Source organism: Streptomyces sp. NPDC087845 (assembly GCF_044742755.1).
Classification (GTDB): Bacteria; Actinomycetota; Actinomycetes; order Streptomycetales; family Streptomycetaceae; genus Streptomyces.
Map to the genome: position 1 here is coordinate 79,767 of NZ_JBIUVC010000010.1, position 23,967 is coordinate 103,733.

At 70.3% G+C, this 23,967-nt stretch carries 23 protein-coding genes and 3 pseudogenes; 17 read left to right on the forward strand and 9 right to left on the reverse strand.

The features are described from left to right. Window positions 1–7 precede the first annotated feature (7 nt). The 5 genes and pseudogenes from ACIOMQ_RS25130 to ACIOMQ_RS25150 form a co-directional block, all read right to left on the reverse strand. Entirely contained in the window at window positions 8–1,579 is a 1,572-nt protein-coding gene (locus ACIOMQ_RS25130) for a hypothetical protein (RefSeq protein ID WP_402190419.1), read from the reverse strand. Further along, a complete protein-coding gene (locus ACIOMQ_RS25135) occupies window positions 1,572–3,782 on the reverse strand; it encodes a hypothetical protein (protein WP_401757815.1) in 2,211 nt (736 codons plus the stop codon). Before ACIOMQ_RS25135 ends, ACIOMQ_RS25130 begins: the two co-directional genes overlap by 8 nt. A 116-nt stretch (window positions 3,783–3,898) precedes the next feature. Continuing rightward, complete coding sequence (locus ACIOMQ_RS25140) at window positions 3,899–4,342, reverse strand: nucleoside deaminase (protein WP_401757817.1); 444 nt, start codon at window positions 4,340–4,342, stop codon at window positions 3,899–3,901. A 55-nt stretch (window positions 4,343–4,397) separates the two neighbouring features. Further along, entirely contained in the window at window positions 4,398–4,793 is a 396-nt protein-coding gene (locus tag ACIOMQ_RS25145; protein WP_362199299.1) for a PLD nuclease N-terminal domain-containing protein, read from the reverse strand. 72 nt (window positions 4,794–4,865) lie between these two features. Beyond that, window positions 4,866–5,644 (reverse strand): annotated as a pseudogene (locus ACIOMQ_RS25150) (class I SAM-dependent methyltransferase). Between the two features lie 11 nt (window positions 5,645–5,655). Here ACIOMQ_RS25150 and ACIOMQ_RS25155 point away from each other — a divergent pair. The 10 genes and pseudogenes from ACIOMQ_RS25155 to ACIOMQ_RS25200 all read left to right on the forward strand — a co-directional run bounded on the left by ACIOMQ_RS25155 (window position 5,656) and on the right by ACIOMQ_RS25200 (window position 15,315). Continuing rightward, window positions 5,656–6,274 (forward strand): annotated as a pseudogene (locus tag ACIOMQ_RS25155) (Scr1 family TA system antitoxin-like transcriptional regulator). After that, complete coding sequence (locus ACIOMQ_RS25160; protein ID WP_362199305.1) at window positions 6,271–6,477, forward strand: DUF397 domain-containing protein; 207 nt, start codon at window positions 6,271–6,273, stop codon at window positions 6,475–6,477. The pseudogene ACIOMQ_RS25155 and the gene ACIOMQ_RS25160 overlap by 4 nt, the downstream one beginning before the upstream one ends. A gap of 387 nt (window positions 6,478–6,864) precedes the next feature. Next, entirely contained in the window at window positions 6,865–7,545 is a 681-nt protein-coding gene (locus ACIOMQ_RS25165; RefSeq protein ID WP_401757820.1) for an urease subunit gamma, read from the forward strand. Then, a complete protein-coding gene (locus ACIOMQ_RS25170) occupies window positions 7,538–9,484 on the forward strand; it encodes an urease subunit alpha (protein ID WP_362199311.1) in 1,947 nt (648 codons plus the stop codon). Before ACIOMQ_RS25165 ends, ACIOMQ_RS25170 begins: the two co-directional genes overlap by 8 nt. 65 nt (window positions 9,485–9,549) lie before the next feature. Beyond that, complete coding sequence (locus tag ACIOMQ_RS25175) at window positions 9,550–10,224, forward strand: urease accessory UreF family protein (RefSeq protein ID WP_362199314.1); 675 nt, start codon at window positions 9,550–9,552, stop codon at window positions 10,222–10,224. Window positions 10,225–10,272: 48 nt separating this feature from the next. Next, window positions 10,273–10,965 (forward strand): urease accessory protein UreG, encoded by a 693-nt coding sequence (gene ureG, locus ACIOMQ_RS25180; RefSeq protein WP_402190423.1) that lies wholly within the window; start codon window positions 10,273–10,275, stop codon window positions 10,963–10,965. Beyond that, on the forward strand, window positions 10,962–11,849 hold the full coding sequence (locus ACIOMQ_RS25185; protein ID WP_402190428.1) for an urease accessory protein UreD: 888 nt from the start codon (window positions 10,962–10,964) through the stop codon (window positions 11,847–11,849). The genes ureG and ACIOMQ_RS25185 overlap by 4 nt, the downstream gene beginning before the upstream one ends. A gap of 16 nt (window positions 11,850–11,865) precedes the next feature. Next, a complete protein-coding gene (locus ACIOMQ_RS25190) occupies window positions 11,866–13,323 on the forward strand; it encodes a menaquinone biosynthesis decarboxylase (protein WP_362199323.1) in 1,458 nt (485 codons plus the stop codon). Next, window positions 13,320–14,237 (forward strand): menaquinone biosynthesis prenyltransferase MqnP, encoded by a 918-nt coding sequence (mqnP, locus tag ACIOMQ_RS25195; RefSeq protein ID WP_401266192.1) that lies wholly within the window; start codon window positions 13,320–13,322, stop codon window positions 14,235–14,237. The genes ACIOMQ_RS25190 and mqnP overlap by 4 nt, the downstream gene beginning before the upstream one ends. Window positions 14,238–14,634: 397 nt before the next feature. Next, window positions 14,635–15,315 carry a DUF4232 domain-containing protein gene (locus ACIOMQ_RS25200; protein WP_401943481.1) on the forward strand — a complete coding sequence of 227 codons (681 nt, stop codon included), beginning with the start codon at window positions 14,635–14,637 and terminating at the stop codon, window positions 15,313–15,315. Between the two features lie 28 nt (window positions 15,316–15,343). Here the strand turns inward: ACIOMQ_RS25200 and ACIOMQ_RS25205 are convergent, their stop codons facing one another. Next, on the reverse strand, window positions 15,344–15,979 hold the full coding sequence (locus tag ACIOMQ_RS25205; RefSeq protein WP_362199332.1) for a rhomboid family intramembrane serine protease: 636 nt from the start codon (window positions 15,977–15,979) through the stop codon (window positions 15,344–15,346). A gap of 122 nt (window positions 15,980–16,101) precedes the next feature. Here ACIOMQ_RS25205 and ACIOMQ_RS25210 point away from each other — a divergent pair, with 122 nt between their 5' ends. Beyond that, complete coding sequence (locus tag ACIOMQ_RS25210) at window positions 16,102–16,776, forward strand: UbiX family flavin prenyltransferase (protein WP_362199335.1); 675 nt, start codon at window positions 16,102–16,104, stop codon at window positions 16,774–16,776. Window positions 16,777–16,805: 29 nt separating this feature from the next. On the opposite strand, the gene ACIOMQ_RS25215 is transcribed toward ACIOMQ_RS25210, so the two are convergent. Further along, a complete protein-coding gene (locus tag ACIOMQ_RS25215; protein ID WP_362199338.1) occupies window positions 16,806–16,940 on the reverse strand; it encodes a hypothetical protein in 135 nt (44 codons plus the stop codon). A gap of 132 nt (window positions 16,941–17,072) precedes the next feature. Here ACIOMQ_RS25215 and ACIOMQ_RS25220 point away from each other — a divergent pair, with 132 nt between their 5' ends. The 6 genes from ACIOMQ_RS25220 (at window position 17,073) to ACIOMQ_RS25245 (ending at window position 22,572) form a co-directional block, all read left to right on the forward strand. After that, window positions 17,073–17,528, forward strand: a complete 456-nt coding sequence (locus tag ACIOMQ_RS25220; RefSeq protein WP_362199341.1) for an Lrp/AsnC family transcriptional regulator — start codon at window positions 17,073–17,075, stop codon at window positions 17,526–17,528. Window positions 17,529–17,618: 90 nt separating this feature from the next. Continuing rightward, window positions 17,619–18,782 carry an aminofutalosine synthase MqnE gene (gene mqnE, locus ACIOMQ_RS25225; protein WP_351080106.1) on the forward strand — a complete coding sequence of 388 codons (1,164 nt, stop codon included), beginning with the start codon at window positions 17,619–17,621 and terminating at the stop codon, window positions 18,780–18,782. Window positions 18,783–18,891: 109 nt separating this feature from the next. Further along, entirely contained in the window at window positions 18,892–19,416 is a 525-nt protein-coding gene (locus ACIOMQ_RS25230; protein ID WP_401266202.1) for a GNAT family N-acetyltransferase, read from the forward strand. A 164-nt stretch (window positions 19,417–19,580) separates the two neighbouring features. Continuing rightward, the gene (locus ACIOMQ_RS25235) at window positions 19,581–19,835 is read left to right on the forward strand and encodes a DUF4229 domain-containing protein (protein WP_362199968.1); all 255 of its coding nucleotides are present in this window, start codon (window positions 19,581–19,583) and stop codon (window positions 19,833–19,835) included. A gap of 489 nt (window positions 19,836–20,324) precedes the next feature. Next, a complete protein-coding gene (locus tag ACIOMQ_RS25240) occupies window positions 20,325–21,680 on the forward strand; it encodes a dicarboxylate/amino acid:cation symporter (protein ID WP_362199348.1) in 1,356 nt (451 codons plus the stop codon). A gap of 235 nt (window positions 21,681–21,915) precedes the next feature. Then, entirely contained in the window at window positions 21,916–22,572 is a 657-nt protein-coding gene (locus ACIOMQ_RS25245; RefSeq protein WP_362199971.1) for a TetR/AcrR family transcriptional regulator, read from the forward strand. Here the strand turns inward: ACIOMQ_RS25245 and ACIOMQ_RS25250 are convergent. Together ACIOMQ_RS25250 and ACIOMQ_RS25255 are read right to left on the reverse strand one after the other, a co-directional pair. Then, a complete protein-coding gene (locus ACIOMQ_RS25250) occupies window positions 22,499–23,482 on the reverse strand; it encodes a MaoC family dehydratase (RefSeq protein WP_402190430.1) in 984 nt (327 codons plus the stop codon). The genes ACIOMQ_RS25245 and ACIOMQ_RS25250 overlap by 74 nt on opposite strands. 88 nt (window positions 23,483–23,570) lie before the next feature. Next, a pseudogene (locus tag ACIOMQ_RS25255) lies at window positions 23,571–23,819 on the reverse strand (short chain dehydrogenase); the annotation flags it as partial. Between the last annotated feature and the right edge of the window lie 148 nt (window positions 23,820–23,967).

Sequence of the window (23,967 nt, forward strand, 5' to 3'; positions counted from 1 at the left end):
GGCGGCGTCAGGGCGCCGAGGACGGCGGCAGGCACTTCGGGTCCGGCGGCGCGCCCTCCGGCCAGGCGATCGCCACGAACCGCTGGCGGGCGTCCTCGGGCGCCAGTTCCACCACCGGCACCGCCTTGTTGTACGGGTTCCCGTGGTTGTCCAGGCAGATCCAGCCACTGGCCCCCGACACCCGCAGCGATCCCTTCACCCGCGGCCACTGCTCACCCACGTCCGCGAGCTGCGGCAGCCGCTTCCCGTCCGGGGTCGCCTGCCGGATGCCGTGCACGGCCAGGGACATCGCGTCGTGCGCGATGATGACCTGGCCGTCGGTCAGGTCCTGGTGACGGGTCGGACCGATCGGGCCCACGGGCTTCTTCGCGACCGTGGCCAGCAGCTCCAGGAAGCTCCGGTAGTCCGCGGCGGAACCACCGGTCGCCGGGGAGCCCTTGCCCTTCGCCGCTGCCGCCGTCCAGGCGTCCGGATGCGCCAGCGAGGCGTAGCGGACCGTGACCCCGCGGCGCAGGGCGCCCCGGTCGAGCTTGGGGTCGCTGCCGAGGTACGAGCCCTCGTCGCCGGTCAGGATCGTGAACGGGCGGCTCTGGCAGCCTCGCGAGCCGAGCGCGTTGATGAACTGCCGCAGCTGGGTGTGGCGTCCGGCGAAGAACACCGTCTCCGCGTCCGTGTCGCAGATGAGGTGGGTGATCTGCTGGAACGTATTGGCCGTGGTGCCCTCGTCGTTGGGGTCCTGGCGCGAGGTGAACAGCTGCGGCTCGTACCGCGTGCCCTTCACCAGCGAGGTGAACGCCGCCCGCAGCGTGTCCGTGTAGTGGTCCCCAGTACGGGTGTCCTGCACCAGCAGCGCCTTGTCCGCCTTCACCCGCCCGAAGTGCGCCAGTGCCCGCGCCTCGTCCCGGTTGGTCGGCGACACGCGTGCCAGCCCGGGGAACGGGTCGCCGGCCGGACCGTTGGCGATGTCGTCGGCGGTGATCGTGGTGCCGACGACCGCGATGTGCGCCGCGGTCAGCTCCCGGACCGCCTCCCTGACCTGCGTACTGCTGGTGGCGACCCCCGACACGGCCCGCAGGTGGTCCGGGGCGCCGGTCATCGCCTTCAGCCGGTCCACCGTCGGCTGCCACAGCAGGTTGTTCTTCCCCGTGTTGGCCAGCACGAGGCGGATCTTGGGCACCTGCTCGTTCGACAGGTGGTTGGCCCGGTACTGCTCGGCGAACGCGCCCTGCAGCTCGCGCTGCATCTTCGTCTGCATCGCCCCGTCCGTCGACGTCAGCGGCAGCAGCAGCGCCACCGTGGCGTAGCGGCCCGGCTTCAGGGTGGCGTTCTCCCGGGCGATGGCCGCGGCGACCTCGGTCAGCTTCGACCGTCCGAAGTCGTAGCCGTCACCGGAGACGCCCACGCACTCGTCGCTGCCCTGCGGCCGCTCGACCCCCTTCGCGCAGGAGCGGTCCTGCGGAGCGGTGAGCCGGCCGATGCCGTACCAGCCGGACGTGACGACCAGGGCGCCCACCACCACCGTGGTGACGGCCTTCTGCCGCGCCGTATACCAGACGCGATACCGCAGCGGATTACGCATCCGAGCCACCGTCCCCCCGCCTCTGACCGCGCGGGCTGCCGCCCGTGCCGGGGGATCCGCCCGTGCCCGGTGATCCGTCCGTGCCCGGCGATCCCGGCGGCATGGACAGCGACCGCCAGGCCCTGATGTCCCGCGGCCAGTGCGTCGCCGCGTCCCACAGCACGCTGTTGCCCGTCGGATGCCTGCCGGACAGTTGTCGCAGTTCGTGCGCCATCTTGTCGATCACCTCTTCGTCCGGCAGAGCCAGTGGATCGGACAGCAGCCATACGGCGTGCAGCAGCCTGCGCAGCTGCAACTGGAGCTCCACGGCCCGCTCGCCGAGCCCCGCGAGCCCCGTCTCCCCGTCCGGCAGCGAACCGGCCGCCTCCCGGCCGAGCGCGACCGCGCGCCGCGGATCGGGACCGGCATGGCCGGGCGGACGCGGATACGGTGCCGAGGCGATGAAGCGCAGCGAGCCGAGCCACGCCGTCACGTCCCCGTCGGTGAACCGCTCCCGCAGATGCGTCACACAGTCCCGCGTCCTGCCCAGCACCAGCTCCTGGTGCAGCCGGTGCGGGACGCTCGGGCAGCGGCCCCCGGGCGCGTACGCGGTGCGCAGCGTCTCGTGCACCGCACGCCACACCGCGTAGTACGGATGGTCGTCGTCCTGGAACCGCAGCCGGTGCAGCAGCAGCGACCGCAGCAGCGGATCGGCGACGAAGTGGTCGGGACCGACCGGCCAGTCCTGCGCCCGCAGCACATCCCGTACCTGCAGGGCCACATCGCCCTCCAGCGACCGGCCGCGCAGCCGGGCCGTGGCCAGCAGCCGCGCCGAGTCCTCACCGTGGGCGGCGGCCAGCACGCTCAGCACGTCGAGCTGCTGCCCCGGCAGCAGCTGTGCCAGCAGCTCGTCCGCCACCCGCACCGGCGCCCGGTCCTCCCGCAGCTCCACCGTCCGGTCCAGCAGCGCCCCCGGCACCAGCGACTCGGGCGCCGGCGCCCCCGACCGCGCCGTACCCACCCGCAAGGCCCCCGGTACCAGCGCCTCGCCCGCCGCCTGCGCCAGCAGCGCCACGCCCAAGGGACGCCCACCCGTCAGCCGGTGCACCCCACGGGCCAGCCCGGCCGGGGCACGGCCCACCGGGTCGTGCCGGTCGAACGCCGCCTGCACATGCGCCGGGCTCAGCGCCGTGAGCTCCACGGCCAGGATCCCGGACGTCACCTCCGCACCGCGCACCCAGTGCGAACCGTGCGCCACCTCGGGCAGCCGCCTGCGCACCGCGTGGCTCAGCCCCTCGTGACCACGGGCGCGGGAGGAGGCGAACACGGCGATCTGATCGCGCACCCCGGCGGCCCGCTGCCGCAGCACCGGCTCGACCAGCTGCCGGCCCAGCCGCGTGTGCGCGTTGTCCAGCAGCAGCACCGGGCGGCCCCGGCGCGCACCCCGCGCCAGCCCCCCGTACGCCCGCACCAGATCCGTGACCAGCGCGAGCACCAGATGGTCCTCGGCACGACGGCGCAGATCACCGCCGCGCTCGAAGTCGACCGCCAGCTGCCGCAGCCCGATCCTGCCGTTGCCGCCCGCGTGCGGATAGCTCCCGTACCAGTCCGCCGCGCGCCGCTGGAACCGGCTGAACGACTCCTCCAGCACCGTCTCGATCGTGGCCTCCGCGACCATCCCGGCCAGCGGCACCACCGAGTCGAAGGCACTGGCGGCCAGCTTCGTCAGCACCTTGGTGACCCAGCCCGTGGCCGCGTCCCCCCGGGTGTCGACGGTGGCCAGCACCGGGCCCAGCGACTGCAGGTCCCGCTGCGCCCGCGTCTCGTCCTCCCGCGTCCAGGAGATCGAGGCGACGGCGACGAGCCCCAGGCTCAGCCGGGGGAACTGCACCGGCCGCGCGGCACGCACCTTCGCCGTCAGCTGGGTGGCGAGCTCCGGCAGCGCCCCGGTGACCGGGGTCCAGCCGGGCCCCGGGTCCGCGGGCGGCACGACGGCCTCGCAGTCGACCAGGGCGACCGGGGTGGTCTCCCGGTACAGATGGCGCAGCTGCTTGAGCACGGCCGTCTTGCCCATGCCGCGGCCACCGGTCAGCACGGCGACCGGCGGATCGTCGCGGTGCTCGTACGCGACCCGGGCGGAGCCGTACGGAGTGAGGCCGGTCAGACGCGCCGCAAGTCCGTCGTTCCCGAAGATCGCCTCGCGCCCGTACAGCTCTCTCTCCACAGCACCCCCAGCGTCGACGCTCCATCCGATCTGTCACACCGTCAACACAAGGATATCGCCCGGGTGTTGGGCAGTGGAGAGGAATTTCGAACGATCTGGGAGTGCGAGGCGGCGGATCAGCCGACGCCGATGTCCTCGTTCCAGAGGGCGGGGTGGTCGCGTACGAAATCCCGCATGAGCGCGACGCATTCGGCGTCGTCGAGCAGCACGATCTCCACCCCGTGCCGGGCCAGCCAGTCGTGCCCGCCGCGGAACGTCCGCGCCTCGCCGATCACCACCCGTGAGATCCCGAACTGCCGTACCAGCCCGGAGCAGTACCAGCACGGGGAGAGCGTCGTCACCATCGTCGTGCCCCGGTAGGACCGCTGCCGCCCGGCCGCCCGGAAGGCGGCCGTCTCCGCGTGCAGGGACGGATCGCCCTCCTGGACGCGGCGGTTGCGGCCACGGCCCAGAAGCGTGCCGTCCGGCCCGTAGAGCGCGGCCCCGACGGGGATGCCGCCCTCGGCGAGACCGGCACGGGCCTCGGCGAGGGCGGTGGCGAGCATGGCGTGGTCGTTCATGCGTGTGTGCTCCTGGTCGCCGTTGCCGGGGGCGGCGTCCCCGGACCCCCGCTGCTCACTCGCCGGAGGGGCTCGGGCTCTCCCCGCTCTCGCGGCGCTTGAGCTCCTCCTCGCGGCGGCGCAGGTCCGCCTCCCAGTCCTTGAGGAGCGACTCGTCCTTCTTGTTCTCTTCCTTCAGCGCGTTGAGGAACTCCGGGTTGTCGTCCGGCGCCACCCACTGCGAGCGGTGATTGCGGTGCCACTCGGACGGCGTACGGCCCCCGGCGGGCGCCTGGCGCAGCTTGCCCGCGGCCAGCCAGACGATCGGGCCCACGATCCAGAACAGCAGGATGATGAAGACCCAGGCGATCTTCGGCAGGTGCTTGGCCTCGTCCTCGGGGGTGTTCAGGCAATCGATGAACGCGTAGATCGTCAGTGCCAGAGGCAGGAGATAGATCAGGGCCCGGAACATGGTGGAAAGGTCCCCCTGCGGAGAGATGGCGGGGCTTGTCCCGCCCCGGTGACGGGCCCAGAGTAACCGGTGTCAATTACGTCCCACGGCGAGCAGGTGGGAACTGGCGGAGAGCAGGTCGGGGTAGGGCTCCGCCATGCGGGCCGCGGCCGGCGCGGAGGCGAACATCCGTGATCCGGTGAGCGACTCACCGGTGTACTGCTCGGTCGCCTTCAGCAGGGCCCAGGCGGGGCCCTCGACGCCGTACACCCGGGTGTCGGTGAGACCCGCCTCGCGCATTTCCGCCTCCAGCTCTGGGCCGGTGTGGAAATGCGCCTCGGTGAATCCCTTCTTCCCGTCGTGCGAACCGGTGGCCAGGATCTTGGCGATGTTCCGCTGAAGCGAGGTCCTGTCCAGATGTGCGAAGGCGGTGTGCTCGAACAGCGAGGCGTACCGGTTGATACCCGCCGCGGCGACGAGCCCGCCCGGCCGGACCACTCGGCGGGCCTCGGCGAGGGCGGCCCGGCGATCGGCGGGGGCGACGAGGTGGTAGAGCGGGCCGAGGAGCAGGACCACGTCGTACGAGTCGTCCTGGGCGCTCAGGTCTCGCGCGTCCCCCAGCTCGGCACTGCACCCGGCGCCCTCGGCCTCCGTGACGTGACGCGGCACGGGGTCCACGAGGTGTACCCGGTAGCCGTCCTCGCAGAGCCATCGGGCGTGCGTTCCCGGACCGCCGCCGACGTCCAGCACGGATGCCGGTGCCGGGGGAGGTGGCGGCGCAGGAGTTCCTGGGTGCGGACCATCTCCAGGACACCGCCGGCGGGGACGGACAGCCGGTCCGCCTCGTTGATCGTCGTCGTATGGAGGGACAGCAGGGGTGGGCATGACCGGAACGACCACGGGAACGACAGTGCCGCGACGCCAACTCGGGCGGCATTTACGCGATCTGCGCAACCAGGCCAGACCGACCGTGAGGGCGGCCGCCAAGCAGTTGGAGTGGTCGGAACCCAAGATCTGGCGCATCGAAACGGGCCAGACGGCGCTGCGCAGTCTCGATGTCGAAGCCATGTGCAAGGTGTACGGAGCGCGTGCCGACCTCACCCAGGGGCTGATGGGCCTGGCCAAGGAGGCCAAGGGGCGCGGTTGGTGGCACGCGTACGGTGACGTGATCCCGGAGAGCTTCGACCTCTACATCGGGCTGGAAGAAGCGGCGTCGCGATTCTCCTGGTACGAGGCGGAGTTGGTGCCTGGTCTGTTGCAGACGCCGGACTACGCGCGCTCTGATCAGGGAGTCGGGCCCTGAGCGCGATGACGCGGAGGTCGAGCGGCGTGTACACGTCCGCAGTACGCGTCAAGTTCTGCTGAACCGGGCGACCGCCGCACCCGCGGTGGACGTGGCGCTCAATGAGGCTGTACTCCGTCGCCCTGTGGGCGGCGGCAAAGTCATGGAAGCAGGCAGCACGAGCCTTCTCAAGCAAGCAGCGAGGGAGCTAAGAAAGTGAACAGTGCGGATCTGACCGGCGCGGTCTGGCGCAAGAGCAGCCGCAGCAACGGTGACGCGAACTGCGTCGAAGTCGCCTTCCTCGGCGGCGGACGCGTGGCCATGCGGGACAGCAAGGACCGGGGCGACGGACCCGCGCTCGTCTTCACCAGGCGTGAGTGGGCCGCCTTCGAGGGTGGTGTGGTGGACGGCGAGTTCCAGTAGTCGTATCCCTGTTTTCCGCCTGAAGTGCCCGTCCGGCTCGCAGCGTTGATGGCCACTGGGCGGCCAGGCGGCCGCGATTGAACCACAGGAAAGTCTCAGGTTCGGGCGTATCGGCCCGACCGTCACTCATATGGGCGGCGGTCGGGCTGCGCTCGGGTTTCCGGTTCTGTCGGCGTGATCACGTTGGTCCCGCGAGGGGCTGCGGCCGGGGCGGCCGAGGAAGCCGTGCTGCGCCGACGGCACGGGCGTGAAGTCGTGGAGACTCCGCCCGCACTGCCGATGGTGTGCGGCCGGTCCCCAGCACAAGCGCCCGGGGCAGAAGCTCTGGGCAGGGCGAACGCAGGGGGAATGGCTGTGCACCTGACTCCACATGAACAAGAGCGCCTGATGATTCATTTGGCGGCGGACGTCGCCGAGAGGCGTCGGTCTCGGGGGGTGCTGCTCAACTATCCCGAGACGGTGGCGCTGTTGACCGTGCATGTCCTTGAGGGGGCCCGGGACGGCCGCACCGTAGCCGAACTCATGTCTTCGGGACGGAAGTTGTTGTCCCGCGAGGAGGTCATGGAGGGCATCCCCGAGATGATCAAGAACGTGCAGGTGGAGGCCACGTTCCCCGACGGTACGAAACTGGTCACCATCCACGACCCCTTCCCGGAGGCGGGCGACGAGGAAGGGGGGCTGGTCCACCCGGGGAAAATCGATTACTCCGCGAAGCCGGAAGACAAGTTGGTGCGCTTCAACGAGGGGCTTGAGATCACGTCCCTGACCGTCAAGAACCCGTGCGACCGTCCCATTCAGGTCGGTTCCCACTTCCACTTCGCCGAGGCCAACTCCGGGCTGGAGTTCGACCGCGAGGCCGCTTGGGGCAAGCGTCTGCACGTCCCGGCCGGCAGCTCCGTACGCTTCGAGCCCAGCATCACCGAAGAAGTCGAACTCGTACCCATCGAGGGCAAGCGGCTGGTCCACGGACTGCGCGAAAGGATCGACGGTCTGCCCGGAAAGATCGACGGCTCACTCGACAACACCGAGGGCCCGTTCGGCGAGGTCGGGGGCGGGTCCAATGACTGACTTCGCCGAGTGTCCTTGCTGCCCGGAGCCCCCCGAACGCTCCGCCCCCCTGACCCGCGCCGCATACGCGGACCGGTTCGGCCCGACCACCCGCGACCGCATCCGCCTCGCCGACACGGAGCTGCGGATCGAGATCGAGGACGACTGGTCAGGCGGCCCCGGGCGCAGCGGGAACGAGATGGTCTTCGGCGGCGGCAAGGTGATCCGTGAGTCGATGGGGCAGTCCGTCGCGCCGCGCGACCCGGCCGACGCCGACGAGAAGGCGGGCCCCGGCGAGTCCGACGGCTCCGATGGCGGCGAGGTCGTCATGCCCCCCGACACAGTGATCACCGGCGCCGTCGTCCTGGACCACTGGGGCATCGTCAAAGCCGATGTCGCCATCCGCGACGGCCGTATCACCGCGCTCGGCAAGGCGTACAACGACGAGACCATGGACCCCCTCCACGAGGGGGCCGGCAGCCACAACGACGTCGGCCCGATTCCCACGGACTTCGTCATCGGTCCCGACACCGAGGTCATCGCGGGCAACGGGAAGATCCTCACAGCGGGCGGGGTCGACACGCACGTCCACTTCATCTGCCCCGAGCAGGTCGGTGAGGCGCTGTCCGCGGGCGTGACCACGCTCATCGGGGGCGGTACGGGACCGGCGGAGGGCAGCACCGCCACCACCGTCACACCCGGTTCCTGGCATCTCGCCCGGACATTCGAGGCGCTGGACTCCTTTCCGGTCAACATCGGGCTGCTCGGCAAGGGCGCCACCATGTCGGAGAAGTCGATGTACGACCAGGTGGACGCGGGCGTCATCGGTTTCAAGATCCACGAGGACTGGGGCGCCACACCGGCGGTCATCGAGAAGTGCCTGAAGGTCTGCCAGGAGACTGGCGTCCAACTCGCGCTCCATGCCGACTCGTTGAACGAAGCGGGTTTTGTCGACGACACCATTCGGGCCATCGACGGCCGTTCCATCCATGTCTTCCACGTCGAGGGCGCGGGAGGCGGCCATGCCCCCGACATGATCAAGATGGTGCATGAGGGCAATGTGCTGCCCGCCTCCACCAACCCCACCCGGCCACTGACCATCAACACGGTCAAGGAGCACTTCGACATGGTGATGGTCTGCCATCACCTCAATCCGAAGATCAAGGAGGACCTGGCCTTCGCGGACTCCCGCATCCGGCCCTCCACGATGGCCGCCGAGGACATCCTGCACGACCTCGGTGCCATCTCGATCATGTCGTCGGACGCCCAGGCCATGGGCCGCATCGGCGAGATGATCATGCGTACCTGGCAGACCGCGCACGTCATGAAGACGCGGCGGGGCCTCCTGGAGGGTGACAAGCGGCCGGAGGGTGAAGAGCCGGAGGGCGGGCGGCCGGTGGGAGCCGACAACAGGCGCGCCCGGCGGTACGTCGCGAAGTACACCATCAACCCGGCGATCGCCCAGGGAATCGACGCGGTGGTCGGGTCCGTGGAGCCCGGCAAGCTGGCCGACCTGGTGCTGTGGGAGCCGAAGTTCTTCGGGGTCAGGCCGCACCAGGTGATCAAGGGCGGGCAGATCGCGTACGCGCAGGTGGGCGACGCCAACGCGTCCATCCCGACCCCGCAGCCGGTCCTGCCCCGCGCCATGTGGGGCGCCACGGGCCTGGCGCCCCGCTCCACCTCGTTCAACTTCGTCACCCAACGGGCCATCGACAACGGGTTGCCCGAACGTCTCCCGCTGGGCAAGCAGTTCAGGGCCATCAGCAGCACACGTGACATCGGCAAGGCGGACATGAAGGAGAACAGCGCCACCCCCGATGTCCGGATCGACCCCGACACCTTCGAGGTGATCGTCGGGGGCGCAAAGGTGGAGGACGTGACGACCTGCATCGATGGCCAGATCGTCGAGCGGAACTATCCCCGTGAACTTCCCATGGCGCAGCGGTACTTCCTCTTCTGAGATGCCGAGCGGCGAGCTGTGAAGCGTGAGCTTCGACGATGAGTGATGAAAGGTGACCTGGGAAAATGAGCCGCGCCGCGCTGTTCGTCCTGGCCGATGGCCGCTTCCCCGCCGGAGGGCACGCGCACTCCGGAGGAGCCGAGCCGGCCGTGGCCGCGGGCCGTATCAGGGATGCGGACTCGCTGGAGGAATTCTGCCGGGGGCGGCTGCACACCGCGGGCCTGGTCGCGGCGGCATTGGCCGCCGCGGCCGCCGCGGGCCACGATCCGCTGGAGCTGGACGAGGCCGCCGACGCCCGTACTCCGGTGCGGGCGCTGCGGACCACTGCCCGCAAGCTGGGGCGGCAGATGATGCGGGCTGCCCGCGCGACCTGGCCGTCGGCCGAGCTGGACGCACTGGCCGCGGCCCGGCCGCGCGGCGCGCACCAGCCGGTGGTGCTGGGGCTGGCCGTGCGGTCGGCCGGACTGGCACCACTGGATGCCGCGTATGCGGTGGCGTACGAAGCCGTCAGCGGGCCGGCCACGGCGGCGGTCCGGCTGCTGAGCCTGGACCCGTTCGACGCCACCGCCGTCCTCGCCCGCCTCGCCCCCGACCTCGACCGGACCGCCGCCGCGGCGACCGCGGCCGCCGAGCGCATCCCCGAGGAGGGGATCGACACCCTGCCCGCCGCCTCCGCGCCGCTGCTCGACATCACCGCGCAGCAGCACGCCGCCTGGGCGGTACGCCTGTTCGCCTCCTGACCTCCACACCTCCACGACCACTGAACACCACACAGGACTGGAGCCCGTATGCACCTCGACCACGCAGAGACGTTCCCCGAGCGACACACCTACAGTGCCGACCCCCAGCGCCCCGACGGCACCAGGCGTGCCCTGCGGATCGGCCTGGGCGGACCGGTCGGTTCGGGCAAGACCGCCACCGTCGCGGCTCTGTGCCGGGCGCTGCGCGACGAGTTGTCCATCGCGGTGGTCACCAACGACATCTACACGCGCGAAGACGCCGAATTCCTGCTTCGCGAAGCCGTACTGCCGGCCGAGCGGATCACCGCGGTGGAGACCGGTGCCTGCCCGCACACCGCCATCCGTGACGACATCTCCGCGAACCTCGAAGCCGTCGAGGACCTGGAGGCCGCCGTCGGCCCCCTCGACCTGGTCCTGGTGGAATCGGGCGGCGACAACCTCACCGCCACCTTCTCCAAGGGCCTGGTCGACGCCCAGATCTTCGTCATCGATGTCGCCGGCGGCGACGACATCCCGCGCAAGGGCGGCCCCGGCGTCACCAGATCCGACCTTCTCGTCATCAACAAGACCGACCTCGCCCCGTACGTCGGCTCCGACCTGGAGAGCATGGCGCGCGACGCCGAGGTCCAGCGCGGCCACCTCCCCGTCGCCTTCACCTCCCTCAAGACCGAGGGCGGTGTGAAACCGGTCGCCGACTGGGTCCGTGAACGCCTCACCGACTGGACCGCAGGCCCCGCATGACTCTCGTGCCCCCGCCGGCCGTGCCGGCTCCTCGGCGGACAGTTGTGGGCGTACGGGCCACCGCTCGCATCACGGCGACCGCCAGGGGCGGCACCACCACGCTGCCCGTCCTCGACGGCGACGGGCCCTTCGAGCTGCGGCGCCTGCGCTCACACGGGAGCGAGGCGCGGGTATGCGTCGTCGGCGCCATGAGCGCCCCCCTCGGCGGTGACCGACTGAGCATCGAAGCCACCGCCCAGCAGGGCGCGGTGCTGCACATCACCTCTGCCGCAGCGACCCTCGCCCTGCGGGGGCCGACCTCCGAGCACGCCACCTACGACGTGCATCTGACCGTGGGGGAGCACGCCCAGCTCCACTGGCTCCCCAAGCCGTTGATCTGCGCGGGCGGCAGCGATCTGCGCCAGACCTGGACCGTCGACCTCGCACCCACCGCACGGCTCGTGCTGCGTGAGGAACAGATCCTGGGACGCACCGGCGAATCACCCGGCCACGTGGCGACCCGTCTCACCGTTCGGCGGGGTGGGCGCACTCTGCTGTGCCAACAGGCCGAATACGGACCGGGCGCACCCGGCTGGGACGGCCCCGCGGTCCTCGCCGGCCACCGCGCGGCCGGTCAGCTCCTGATCGTCGACCCGGTCTTCGAGGAGACGCCCCTCGAAGTCCAGCTGTTCGGCGGCGCCACGGAAGAAGGCCAGGCAGTGCTGACGCCGCTCGCCGGTCCCGCCGCGCTGGTCACCGCTGTCGCGCCGGACGGCCTTCACCTGCGCCACCTCCTCGACACGGCACAGGCCACCTCCCGCCGTCCCGTCCCAGGGGGATACGAGCGCGTTCGCGTTCCGTCAGGGGCGCCGAGGTGGGGCACCCCAGGTGATCGCCAAGGGTGATGACAAACTGGACGGCATGGCTTACGACGATCTTCGTTCCCTTCTCCGGGCCCTGGAGCGCGAGGGCGAGCTCAAGCGCATCAAGGCCGAGGTCGACCCGTATCTCGAAGTCGGCGAGATCGTCGACCGGGTGAACAAGGCGGGCGGGCCCGCGTTGCTCTTCGAGAACGTCAAGGGGTCCTCGATGCCCCTGGCCATGAATGTGTTCGGGACCGACAAACGGCTGCTCAAGGCGCTCGGGCTGAAGTCGTACGCCGACATCAGCGACAAGATCGGCGGGCTGCTCAGGCCGGAGCTGCCGCACGGCTTCGTCGGGGTGCGGGAGGCCTTCGGCAAGCTCGGGTCGATGGTGCACGTGCCGCCGAAGAAGGTGAAGTCGGAGAGTGCGCCCGTGCAGGAGGTGGTGCTCACCGGCGACGACGTGGACCTGGACCGGCTGCCCGCGCTCTTCACCTGGCCCGAGGACGGCGGCTCGTTCTTCAACCTGGGGCTCACGCACACCAAGCACCCGGAGACCGGCGTACGGAACCTGGGGCTGTACCGGCTCCAGCGCCACGACCGGCGCACCATCGGGATGCACTGGCAGATCCACAAGGACAGCCGCAACCACTACCAGGTCGCCGCCAAGCGCGGCGAGCGGCTGCCGGTCGCGATCGCGTTCGGGGCGCCGCCCGCGGTGACGTACGCCTCCACCGCGCCGCTGCCGGGGGACATCGACGAGTACCTCTTCGCCGGGTTCATCCAGGGCAAGCGGATCGAGATGGTCGACTGCAAGACCGTGCCGCTCCAGGTCCCGGCGCAGGCGGAAGTGGTCATCGAGGGATGGCTGGAGCCCGGGAAGATGCTTCCCGAGGGCCCGTTCGGCGACCACACCGGCTTCTACACGCCGCAGGAGCCGTTCCCCGCACTGACCATCGACTGCGTGACCATGCGGAAGCGTCCGCTGCTCCAGTCGATCGTGGTGGGCCGGCCGCCGACCGAGGACGGGCCGCTGGGACGCGCCACCGAGCGGTTCTTCCTGCCGCTCCTCAAGATCATCGTGCCGGACATCGTGGACTACCACCTCCCGGAGGCGGGCGGCTTCCACAACTGCGCGATCGTCTCGATCGACAAGAAGTACCCGAAGCACGCCCAGAAGGTGATGAGTGCCATCTGGGGCGCGCACATGATGTCGCTGACCAAGCTGATCGTGGTCGTGGACTCCGACTGCGACGTCCACGATCTGCACGAGGTGGCGTGGCGGGCGCTCGGCAACACGGACTACGCGCGGGACCTGACCGTCACCGAGGGCCCTGTCGACCACCTCGACCATGCCTCCTACCAGCAGTTCTGGGGTGGCAAGGCGGGTATCGACGCGACGAAGAAGTGGCCCGAGGAGGGCTATACCCGGGACGGGGGCTGGCCGGACATGGTCGAGTCCGACCCTCGGACGGCGGCGAAGGTCGACCGTCGGTGGAAGGAGTACGGACTGTGAGCGCCGCCGAAGCAGCACTGGGCTCGGAGCCCGTACGGCCGAACAGCAAGGTGAAGGCGTTCCTGCGGCTCGTGATGATCGAGCACTCGGTCTTCGCGCTGCCCTTCGCCTACATCGCCGCCCTGACCGCGATGTTCCGGGAGGACGGGTCCGTCCACTGGGTCACGCTGCTGCTGGTCACCATCGCCATGGTCGGGCTGCGGACGTTCGCGATGGCCTGCAACCGGATCATCGACCGGGAGATCGACGCCCACAACCCGCGCACCGCGGGCCGGGAGCTGGTCACCGGGGCGGTGTCCGTGAAGTCGGCGTGGACGGGGGCGGTCGTCGCGGTCGTCTTCTTCCTCGGGGCGGCCGCCCTGCTGAACCCGCTCTGTCTGGCGCTCGCGCCGGTCGCCGTCGTCCCGATGGTGGTCTATCCCTACGGGAAGCGGTTCACCCACTACCCGCACGCCATCCTCGGCATCGCGCAGGCCATAGGGCCGATCGGTGCCTGGCTGGCGGTGACCGGCAGCTGGTCGTGGGACGCGGTGATCCTCGGTCTCGCGGTCGGGATCTGGATCGGTGGCTTCGACCTGATCTTCGGCTGCCAGGACGTCCAGGCGGACCGGGCGCACGGGGTGCTGTCGGTGCCGGCCCGGTTCGGGATTCCGGCCGCGCTCTGGGGGGCGCGGGTCTGCCATGCCGTGACGACCGGGCTGCTGGTCTGGTTCGGGCTGGCCACTCAGGCGGGTCTCTTCTACTGGATCGGCATGGTGATCGTCGCCGTCGCGTTCGTGTACGAGCACCGGGTGGTGCGGCCGCACGATCTGTCCCGGCTGAACCGGGCGTTCTTCTCGGTCAACGGCTTCATCGGGATCGCGCTCTTCGCGTGCGCGCTGCTGGACCTGCTGGTGCGGGGCCTGACCGTCTGAGCCTGCCCGACGAGGCAGGTCGCCTGTTGTGGTCAAGGACCGGCGCGTCACGGGTCCGTCTCAGTGGGCTGCGGGCGCCAACAGGTGCGGAACGGTGGTGGGAACCGCCGTCCCGGCCGGCCGGCGGCGTGCCCCGCCACGGTGCGGCGCGCCGTGTCCGGCCCCTGTTTCCCTTGCCGGACGGCGGCAGGGAGCGGGTGCGGCAGGGCGGGTGCGGGCGGGGGCATGCCCGGTGGTGGTGCGCGTTGGGCCTGGCTGTGCGTGTAACAGGGGTGTCTTAGCGGGTGGTTGGGCGGAACGGGCCGCCGGGCCGGGCGGCTCTATGTGATCAGGAACGCTCGCTCGTACCGACCGTGACGAGCGGCCGACACCCCCCACCGACACTGAGGAAGAATCGATGCGCGTACAGAAGCTCACCTTCGCCGCCCTGGTCGTTGTCGCCGGTCTCTCGCTCACGGCCTGCCAGAACGGCGAGGACGACTTGGGACAGACCGCCCCGTCGTCCGCGTCCTCCGCCTCTTCCGCGGGCGGCGGTTCGGGCTCGGGCGGCTCGGGCTCGGGTGGCTCGGACCAGGACGGCGGGAAGGACTCGGCCGGGAAGGGGTCCGGCGGGCAGGGCACGGCCGCCGGGACCGGGTCCAACGGGAACGGCAAGGTCGGCAAGTGCCGCACCGACGACCTGGACATCACCGCGTCGGACAGCACCGTCGGCGGCGACACCGAGGGCACCGTCGCGGTGGAGCTGAAGAACGGCGGCGGCCGGGACTGCGTGCTCTCCGGGTACGCGGGCGTCGACCTGAAGACCAGCGCGGGGTCGCTGTCCGCGAAGCGCACTGGCGAGAAGGCCACCCCGATGATCCTCAAGGACGGGAAGTCGGTGTACTTCGGCGTCAACTACCCGATCAACAAGTCGGGCGGCTCCGGCGTCCGCATCACGGCCCTGGTGGTGACCCCGCCGGACGAGACGAAGTCGTTCTCCCTCGAATGGCCGGGCGCCGCCACGCTGCCCGCCACGGACGGCTCCGGCTCCCCGGTGAAGGTCGGCCCGATGGGGAGCGCCGGTCAGGGCGAGGGCTGACCCGGACACCACGGGCTCCGTCCGAGCTCTACGGTATGAGCGGCCGGGCGGGCGGCACCGCGCTCCGGCCGCGCGCGGGGCGGCGGAAGACGAACGCCGCCGCCACACCCGCCGCCAGTCCGAACAGGTGGCCCTGCCAGCTGACCGAGGTGTTGGCGGGGGATATCCCGAGCAGGATCGACGAGCCCCAGGTCGCGCCGATCACCAGGCCGGCGCCGATGTCGAGGAGTCTGCGGTCCACGAAGCCGCGGACCAGCAGATAGCCGAAGAGGCCGAAGACCAGTCCGGACGCGCCCGCCGTGTTGGAGTGGTCCGGCGCGACCAGCCAGATGCCGAGGCCGTCGACCACGACGATCAGCGCGGCCACGGCCGCGAATCTGCGCAGGCCGCCCAGCGCGGCCAGGAAACCGAAGACCAGCAGCGGCACGCTGTTGGACGCGACGTGGCCGAAGCCGAAGTGGATGAACGACGCGGGCACGACGTCCAGCAGTTCGCCGGGCCGGCGCGGCTCTATCCCGAAGGTGTCCAGCGAGTGGCCGGTCGCCGCGTCGACGGCTTCGAGGATCCAGAGGAACGCGACCCAGCCCACCATCAGCTTGGCCGCGGCCTTCGCACGGTCGCCCGTGCTCCACGCCGGTGCAGATCGATCTGACCATGCGGCCATCGCGGCCCCCCTGCCGGTCTCGTGTCGTCCCTCGTTCCACCCCTCAAAACGGCTGAGGCACCTTACGCGGTTCCGGTTTTGCGCAGCCGGATAGGCTCGGGTGTGTGGATTCCGGGACTTCAGTGAGTCAGCACCAGCGACAGCCTTGGATTGTCGGGGTTTCCGGTGCTTCGGGCACCCCATTCGCCGCCTCCGTGCTGCGTGGTCTGCTGGCCGCGGGGGAGAGCGTCGACCTGGTGGTGAGCCGGGCGTCGCGGCTGACGCTGCTGGACGAGACCGGGATCGCGTTCCGCGACGCGCACTGGCGGGAGGACCTGCGCAGCTGGCTGGCGCGCGGGGCGGACGGGAAGCCGCACACCTTCGACGTGGGCGACGCGGACATCGAGGGCGTACGGCACTGGGCGGCCGGTGATCTCGCCGCGGGGCCGTCCTCGGGGTCGTACCCGGCGAAGGGGATGCTGATCGTCCCGGCCTCGACGGCGTGTGTGGCCGGGGTGGCGCTCGGGCTCTCGAAGGATCTGCTCCAGCGGGCCGCGAGCGTGACGCTCAAGGAGCGGCGGAAGCTGGTCGTCGCGGTGCGGGAGACCCCGCTCAACGGGCAGACGCTGAAGCATCTGGTGAGCCTGGACGAGGCGGGCGCCGTGGTGCTGCCCGCCTCTCCGGCGTTCTACGCGGGGGCGACGCACATCCAGGATCTGGTGGACTTCGTCGCGGGGCGGGTGCTGGACGCGGCGGGGGTGCCGCACGGTCTGTACCGCCGGTGGGAGGGAGAGCTCGGTGGCGGCTCTCGCGGCTGAGGCGGACCTCAGGCGGAAAGGGCCTGTGGTCAGCGCTTCTTCGTGGCGCGCGGGTTGCGGGCCTTGTCGACCCGGTGCGCGGCGGCGGGCTGGTGGGCACGCGAGCGGTTGGCCAGGTCCTGCAGCTCGCGCATCCGGGCGTAGGCCATCTCGATCGTGTACACGGTGTTCTCACTCCTGAAGATTCGAAAGCATTTTTTGGATGTTCGGGAAGATTTACAGGCGATGAAGCCTGCATGCCTTAGATTCTACACGTAGACTCGCGATACTGCTGAACAATGGAAGGTTTCAGTCATATGGACGCGGTGGACAGGCAGCTCATCCAGGCCCTCAGGGAGAACGGCAGGGCCTCGTACGCCGAGCTGGGGCGGCTCGTCGGGCTTTCCGGGCCCAGCGTCACCGACCGCATCAACCGGCTGGAAACCGCCGGTGTCATCACCGGCTACCGCGCCACCGTCGACGCCGCGGCGCTGGGACTCGGTGTCACGGCCCTGATCGGCATCTCGCTCTCCGACGCGGCCGATCACGAGGACGTGGCGCGCCGGCTGAAGGACCTCGCGGAGATCGAGGACGCCTGGTTCATCGCGGGCGACGACTCGTACATGCTCAAGGTGCGCGTCGGTGACGTGGACGGCCTGGAGAGGACCATTCGCCGGCTCAGCGGTACGAAGGGTGTCTCGCGCACCCGTACCACGATCGTGCTCTCCACCAAGTGGGAGAACCGGGTCGGGGAACTTCCCGAGGAGGCGTAGGCGTAACGTGGTGGAGCCCCCGGGGGACCGGGGGTTTCGCCCGGTATCGCCGGGACCGGCACAGCACGTCGACACCTGGGAGGCAGCCGCATGGACGTTGGGCTCAAGCGCGAGCTGGAGGAGAAGGTCCGCGCAGGGGAGCGGCTGACCCGTGAGGACGGCATCGCCCTCTACGAGTCGGACGACCTGGCCTGGCTCGGCGGCCTCGCCCATGAGGTGCGTACGCGCAAGAACGGCGACGTCGTCCACTTCAACGTCAACCGGCACCTCAACATGACCAACGTGTGCACCGCGTCGTGCGCGTACTGCTCGTTCCAGCGCAAGCCGGGCGAGAAGGACGCGTACACCATGCGCATCGAGGAGGCCGTCCGGCTCGCGAAGGCGATGGAGGGCGAGAACCTCACCGAGCTGCACATCGTCAACGGGCTGCACCCCACCCTGCCGTGGCGTTACTACCCGCGCTCGCTCAGCGCGCTGAAGGAGGCCCTGCCGCAGGTCTCCCTCAAGGCGTTCACCGCCACCGAGATCCACCACTTCGAGACCATCTCCGGACTCTCCGCCTCCGAGATCCTCGACGAGCTGATCGAGGCCGGTCTGGAGTCGCTGACCGGTGGCGGCGCGGAGATCTTCGACTGGGAGGTCCGTCAGCACATCGTGGACCACGACACCCATTGGGAGGACTGGTCGCGCATCCACCGCCTGGCGCACGAGAAGGGTCTCAAGACCCCGGCGACGATGCTGTACGGGCACATCGAGGAGCCCCGGCACCGTGTCGACCACGTGCTGCGGCTGCGTGAGCTGCAGGACGAGACCGGTGGCTTCCAGGTCTTCATCCCGCTGCGCTACCAGCACGACTTCGTGGACATGAAGGACGGCAAGGTCCGCAACAGGCTCCAGGCCCGGACGACGATGGCGACCGGCGCCGAGGCGCTGAAGACCTTCGCCGTCTCGCGGCTCCTCTTCGACAACGTCCCGCACGTCAAGGTCTTCTGGGTGATGCATGGGGTGCAGACCGCCCAGCTCGCGCTGCAGCACGGTGCCGACGACATGGACGGCTCGGTCGTCGAGTACAAGATCACGCACGACGCGGACAACTACGGCACGCCGAACAAGCTCGGCCGCGAGGATCTGCTCGACCTGATCCGTGACGCGGGCTTCAGGCCCGTCGAGCGCAACACCCGGTACGAGATCATCCGCGAGTACCCGGGCCCGGACGCCGAGCGGCGCGAGTCGCCGCAGCCGATGCGCGTCTGACGTTCCGTCTCCCGTCGCCCCGTACGAGAGCCCCGGCCGCCGGCCGGGGCTTTCCCGTGTGCTGGACATGACCTTGTAGCGACGGTTCTGTAATGGTTAATCTTCCCGTATGGCACTTACGTTTGAGCTGGACCCCAAGTTCGACCGCGACCTGCGGGACGGTATCGCCGAGCTGTGGACCGATGTCTCCAACGCGGGCGGCGCGGTCGGCTTCGTGCCGCCCGTCACGACCGAGGACATCCGGCCCGAGCTGGTCCATCACCTCGTCGCCATGGCCGAGGGCCGCACCCGCCTCCTCGTCGGCCACGACGAGGGGGGTGCCGTCGCCGCCACGGCCTTCCTCGCCCTCAACACGCACCGGCTGATGACCCACTGGCTCTGGCTCTACACGGTGATGGTCCATCCCCGCCACCAGGGCAAGGGGTACGGACGCGATCTGATGGACGCCGCCGCGGAGGCCGCCCGGGGGATCGACGGGATCGAGGCGATCCGGCTCACCTGCCGCGGAGGCACCGGTGTCGACCGATTCTACGGCTCGTGCGGATACAAGGAGGTGGGGCGGGTGCCCGACGCGATCCGGGTGGCCGAGGGGGACGACCGGGACGACATCATCATGCTGCTGCCGCTCGGCTGAGAGTCCGCGGCGAACCCGGCGGACCCCTTTTGACGCAGCCCTCCGAAGTGATCGATTCCGGGGCATGCTTCACTGGTCGGGCAGGATCGTAGGACCGTCGTACGTAGAGAGAGGGGCCAACTGTGTCCGCTGCCAAGCCGAGCGCGACCATTCGGTACACCGCGATGCGCCTCAGCATCTTCGTCGGCTGCTTCGCCGTCGCAGCCGTGGCCGTCCACTTCGGCCTGCTGCCCTCCGGGACGAACGGCTCCAACGTCGTCTGGGTGATCCTCCTCGCCCTGGTCCTTTCCGCGCCGCTCAGCTACGTGCTGCTGCGTAAGCAGCGTGACGAGATGTCCGAGCAGATCGTGTCCACGGTCGACCGCACCAAGGCGCGGCTCGAAGCGAACCGGACCCGTGAGGACCACGTCACCCCGTGACGACCGGGCCTGCCGGGCTTGACCGTGCGTGTCGGGCTTGACCGGGCCTGCCGGGCTCACCGGGTGAGGAACGACGTGGTGGCCGCATAAGGGCTGCGTAAGGTTCCTCACACCCGCACCGTTTCCGTACCGAACCCCAGTGCCGGAGCTACCGCTCCTGGGCTGGGGTTTCGTCGTTCCCGCAGGCATGCCGGGCGCTTCGGTGCCCGCGCCGGCGCTCAACGGGGATCAAAGAAGACCTTTGAGGATCTCAAAGTTCAAGTGTTAACGTGTTCGACATGAAGACAGCAGTGCGCCATCGATTCGCCGCGAGCGTCCCGCTCGTGGAGCGCCTGCACGTCGATCTCTGCCGCTGTATGTCCGCGGTCTGTCGCCGCAACGTCTGAACCGGCACCATGCAGCGGCGCCGCCCCTGGCGCGGGCGCCGCACCCCCGTCCCCCCGCACGGCGTTCCCGTGCGCCCCGATGCGTCACATCTGGAGTGTGTCCGTGTCCGCGAATCCCGCGTCCGCCGCCGCGACCGACAGCCCGTCCGGCTCCGGCTCCGGTTTCCGTATACCCAAGGTCCCGTTCTGGGCCCAGATAGTCGCCGGTCTCGTCCTCGGCGTCGTCCTCGGGTGGCTTGCCCGTTCGTACGACGTCAACTGGCTCTACACCACGCTCGACAAGGTCGGCCACATCTTCGTCCAGCTGCTGAAGCTGGCCGTCGCGCCGCTCGTCTTCTTCGCGATCCTGGTGTCGATCACCAACCTGCGCAAGGTCAACAACGCCGCCCGGCTGGCCACCCGCACCCTGCTCTGGTTCATGATCACCTCGCTGATCGCGGTCGCCATCGGCCTCGCGATCGGCCTGATCACCAATCCGGGCTCCGGTACGGGACTGACCCCGAAGGACGGCAAGCTGCCGGAGCACGCGGGCTCCTGGCTGGACTTCCTCACCGGCATCATCCCGGACAACGTGATCACCCCGTTCACCGAGCTGAACGTCCTCCAGATCGTCTTCATGGCCGCCGTCGCCGGTATCGCCGCACTTCAGCTCGGCGAGAAGGCCCAGCCGATCCTCACCCTCAGCGAGTCCGTCCTGGAGCTCCTCCAGAAGGCCCTGTGGTGGGTCATCCGCCTCGCCCCCCTCGGCACCGTCGGCCTCATCGGCTACGCGATCGCCGACTACGGCTGGGACCTGATCGGCAAGTACGCGACGTTCACCGCCGACATCTACATCGGCTGCGCCCTGGTGCTGTTCGGTGTGTACCCGCTGCTGCTCGCCACCGTCGCCAAGCTCAGCCCGCTGCAGTTCTACAAGGGCGCCTGGCCGGCGATCCAGCTGGCCTTCGTCTCCCGCTCCTCGGTCGGCACCATGCCGGTCACCCAGAAGGTCACCGAGCGCCTCGGCGTCCCGAAGGAGTACGCGTCCTTCTCGGTCCCGTTCGGCGCCACCACCAAGATGGACGGCTGCGCCGCGATCTACCCGGCGCTGGCGGCGATCTTCATCGCGCAGATCTTCGACGTCCAGCTGGGTGTCGGCGACTACGTCCTGATCGCGTTCGTCTCGGTGATCGGCTCGGCGGCCACCGCCGGTCTCACCGGCGCCACGGTCATGCTGACCCTCACGCTGTCGACGCTGGGCCTTCCGCTGGAGGGCGTCGGTCTGCTCATGGCCATCGACCCGATCCTGGACATGATGCGCACCGCCACCAACGTGGCGGGCCAGGCGCTGGTTCCGGTGATCGTCTCGGCCCGCGAGAAGATCCTCGACCACGACGCGTACAACTCGGCCTCGTCCTCCCCGGTCGACGCCGCCGAGGTGCATGACACCGAGCCGCAGCGCGTGCCGGTCGCCGCGTAGTCCGACGCCATGTGGCCTCCTCTCCTCCGATCGGGGGAGGGGAGGCCACGTCGCGTTTTCCGGGGCGCTGCCGCTGGTGCTTTGCCGACGGGCCGGGCGCGGGGACGACCGGCCATGTGGCCGGGGACGGCTGCCCGCTCCGTACGACGACGGCGAGACCCGCGCCGTACTCTTACCGGGGAGTGGCACAGCGGGGTGGGAGGAAGTCGACGTGGGTGCTGTGAAGAGCAGACGGATGCCGCGTGCCGTGCGTGAGCAGCAGATGATGGACGCCGCCGTGCAGACCTTCGGGCAGCGCGGATACCGTGCCGCCTCGATGGACGAGATCGCCGAGCTGGCCGGGGTGTCCAAGCCGCTGGTGTACCTGTACCTCAACTCCAAGGAAGAGCTGTTCACCGCCTGTATCCGGCGCGAGGCGAAAGCGCTTGCCGACGCGGTGCGGTCGGGTGTGGAGCCGGGGCTTCCGGCCGACCGGCAACTGTGGTCGGGGCTGCGCGCGTTCTTCACGCACACCGCGGAGCATCCGGACGGCTGGGCGGTGCTGCACCGCCAGGCGCGCACGCACGGGGAGCCCTTCGCCACCGAGGTCACGGCGATGCGGGACGAGATCGTCGCGTTCGTGACGGGTCTGATCGGGGCCGCGGCGCGCGAGGCCCACCACGATCCGGCGCTCCCCGACCGCGATGTGTCGGGGCTGGCACAGGCGCTCGTGGGGGCCGCGGAATCGCTCGCGGGGTGGGCGAACGAGACCCCGGGCGTCTCGGCGAAGGAAGCCGCGGCCACCCTGATGAACTTCGCCTGGGCGGGTCTGGAGAACCTTATGAACGGCCGCCCGTGGCAGCCCCCGAACCCGCCTGCGGTCCGGGCGCGTCGGTCACCGTCCTCCCGGTGAGGTGGACGCGGTCCGCACCGCGCAGCTGGAAGCCGGTGGGGCCCGCCGCGTAGGTGACGGTGGCGGGCAGCAGGACGGGGGCCCTGAAGTCGGCCCGCACCCACCGGACTTCATCGGGGCGCGGTGACTCGGCCAGGCAGCGGGCGACGGTCCACATGCCGTGGGCGATGGCCCGGGGGAAGCCGAAGAGCCGGGCGGTGAGCGGGTACAGGTGGATGGGGTTCCGGTCGCCCGACGCGGCGCCGTAACGGCGTCCCAGATCACCGGGCAGCCGCCACTCGGCGACGGCGGGCAGCTCCGGGGCCGGGTATGTGTCCGGTGTTGGGGACGGGGACGGGTCGTGTGCGTCCGCCGTTTCGGGTCCGCCCGGTCCGTCTGCCGTTTCGGGTCTGCCCGGTGCGTCCGTCGCACCGGTCCCGCTCGGTCCGTCCGTCGCGTCGTCTCCGCCTGCTCCGTCCGTCGCGTGCCGGGAGAGGTAGCCGCTGCGGGACTCCCAGACCAGTTCGCCCGCAAGCCGCGCCTCGGTGACCATCGTGACCTCCGTGCCACGCCGGTGCGGGGCCAACCCGTCGGCGTACACCGTGAGTTCGAGCCGATCGGTCGGACGGAGCACCCGGTGGCGGGTGATCTCGATCCAGGTGTGGACGAGCCCGACGACGGGCAGCGGGAACCTCCGGGCCGCCATCAGCCGCATGGCCGGCGGAAAGCCCAGCACGTGCGGGTAGGTGAGCGGCAGGGTGTCCGGCTCGGAGAACCCGCAGATCCGGCGGTACGAGGCGAGGCGGCCGGGGACGGCCGGCGCGGCTGGGAGGACCGCCCGGTCGGTGGGCACGGTGGCGCCCGGACGGCCGGCCTTCTTGAACGGAGACGTGACAGCTGCCCGTACGAGTGTCATGTTCGTATGCGGCATGGGGTCACGCACCGAGCAGGTTCTGGCCGCAGACCCGCACGATCTGGCCGTTGACGGCCGTCGACGCGGGCTGGGCGAACCAGGCGGTCGTCGCGTCCACCGCGATTCCCGCAGGACGTCCGGCGCGGGTGGCGACTTCCAGGCCGGTGTCCGCGAGCAGTGCGCCGAACTCCTCGGTGACGGCGGAGTCCCCGGCGGTGAGGTGGAGCAGCGGCCCGTCCGGCGATCGGGTCTCCAGCGGCCGGCGGCGCAGCGGGGCGGGCCGCGGGAGGCCGAGCCGCCGGGTCGGGAAGCGGCCGGGTGCCGTGCCGGTGAAGTGCAGACAGCGATCGGCCATGGTCCAGACTCCCTGCGCGGTCGTGGATTTACTTTTGAGTAAGATTACTCACGAGTCAGGAGTCGATCTAGGTGATCCCCCCGCACCCCCGCATCCGCATCCGCCGCGCAACGCCCGTCCGCCCGTCCGTCAGCCCGCCGACGGACGG

Coding starts and splice junctions, on each gene's coding strand:
- ACIOMQ_RS25130 (WP_402190419.1), bottom strand. CDS start 1,579: ATGCGTAATCCGCTGCGGTATCGCGTCTGGTATACGGCGCGGCAGAAG.
- ACIOMQ_RS25140 (WP_401757817.1), bottom strand. CDS start 4,342: ATGAACGACCACGCCATGCTCGCCACCGCCCTCGCCGAGGCCCGTGCC.
- ACIOMQ_RS25145 (WP_362199299.1), bottom strand. CDS start 4,793: ATGTTCCGGGCCCTGATCTATCTCCTGCCTCTGGCACTGACGATCTAC.
- ACIOMQ_RS25165 (WP_401757820.1), top strand. CDS start 6,865: ATGATTCATTTGGCGGCGGACGTCGCCGAGAGGCGTCGGTCTCGGGGG.
- ACIOMQ_RS25170 (WP_362199311.1), top strand. CDS start 7,538: ATGACTGACTTCGCCGAGTGTCCTTGCTGCCCGGAGCCCCCCGAACGC.
- ACIOMQ_RS25175 (WP_362199314.1), top strand. CDS start 9,550: ATGAGCCGCGCCGCGCTGTTCGTCCTGGCCGATGGCCGCTTCCCCGCC.
- ureG (WP_402190423.1), top strand. CDS start 10,273: ATGCACCTCGACCACGCAGAGACGTTCCCCGAGCGACACACCTACAGT.
- ACIOMQ_RS25185 (WP_402190428.1), top strand. CDS start 10,962: ATGACTCTCGTGCCCCCGCCGGCCGTGCCGGCTCCTCGGCGGACAGTT.
- ACIOMQ_RS25190 (WP_362199323.1), top strand. CDS start 11,866: ATGGCTTACGACGATCTTCGTTCCCTTCTCCGGGCCCTGGAGCGCGAG.
- ACIOMQ_RS25200 (WP_401943481.1), top strand. CDS start 14,635: ATGCGCGTACAGAAGCTCACCTTCGCCGCCCTGGTCGTTGTCGCCGGT.
- ACIOMQ_RS25205 (WP_362199332.1), bottom strand. CDS start 15,979: ATGGCCGCATGGTCAGATCGATCTGCACCGGCGTGGAGCACGGGCGAC.
- ACIOMQ_RS25220 (WP_362199341.1), top strand. CDS start 17,073: ATGGACGCGGTGGACAGGCAGCTCATCCAGGCCCTCAGGGAGAACGGC.
- mqnE (WP_351080106.1), top strand. CDS start 17,619: ATGGACGTTGGGCTCAAGCGCGAGCTGGAGGAGAAGGTCCGCGCAGGG.
- ACIOMQ_RS25230 (WP_401266202.1), top strand. CDS start 18,892: ATGGCACTTACGTTTGAGCTGGACCCCAAGTTCGACCGCGACCTGCGG.
- ACIOMQ_RS25235 (WP_362199968.1), top strand. CDS start 19,581: ATGCGCCTCAGCATCTTCGTCGGCTGCTTCGCCGTCGCAGCCGTGGCC.
- ACIOMQ_RS25245 (WP_362199971.1), top strand. CDS start 21,916: ATGCCGCGTGCCGTGCGTGAGCAGCAGATGATGGACGCCGCCGTGCAG.
- ACIOMQ_RS25250 (WP_402190430.1), bottom strand. CDS start 23,482: ATGCCGCATACGAACATGACACTCGTACGGGCAGCTGTCACGTCTCCG.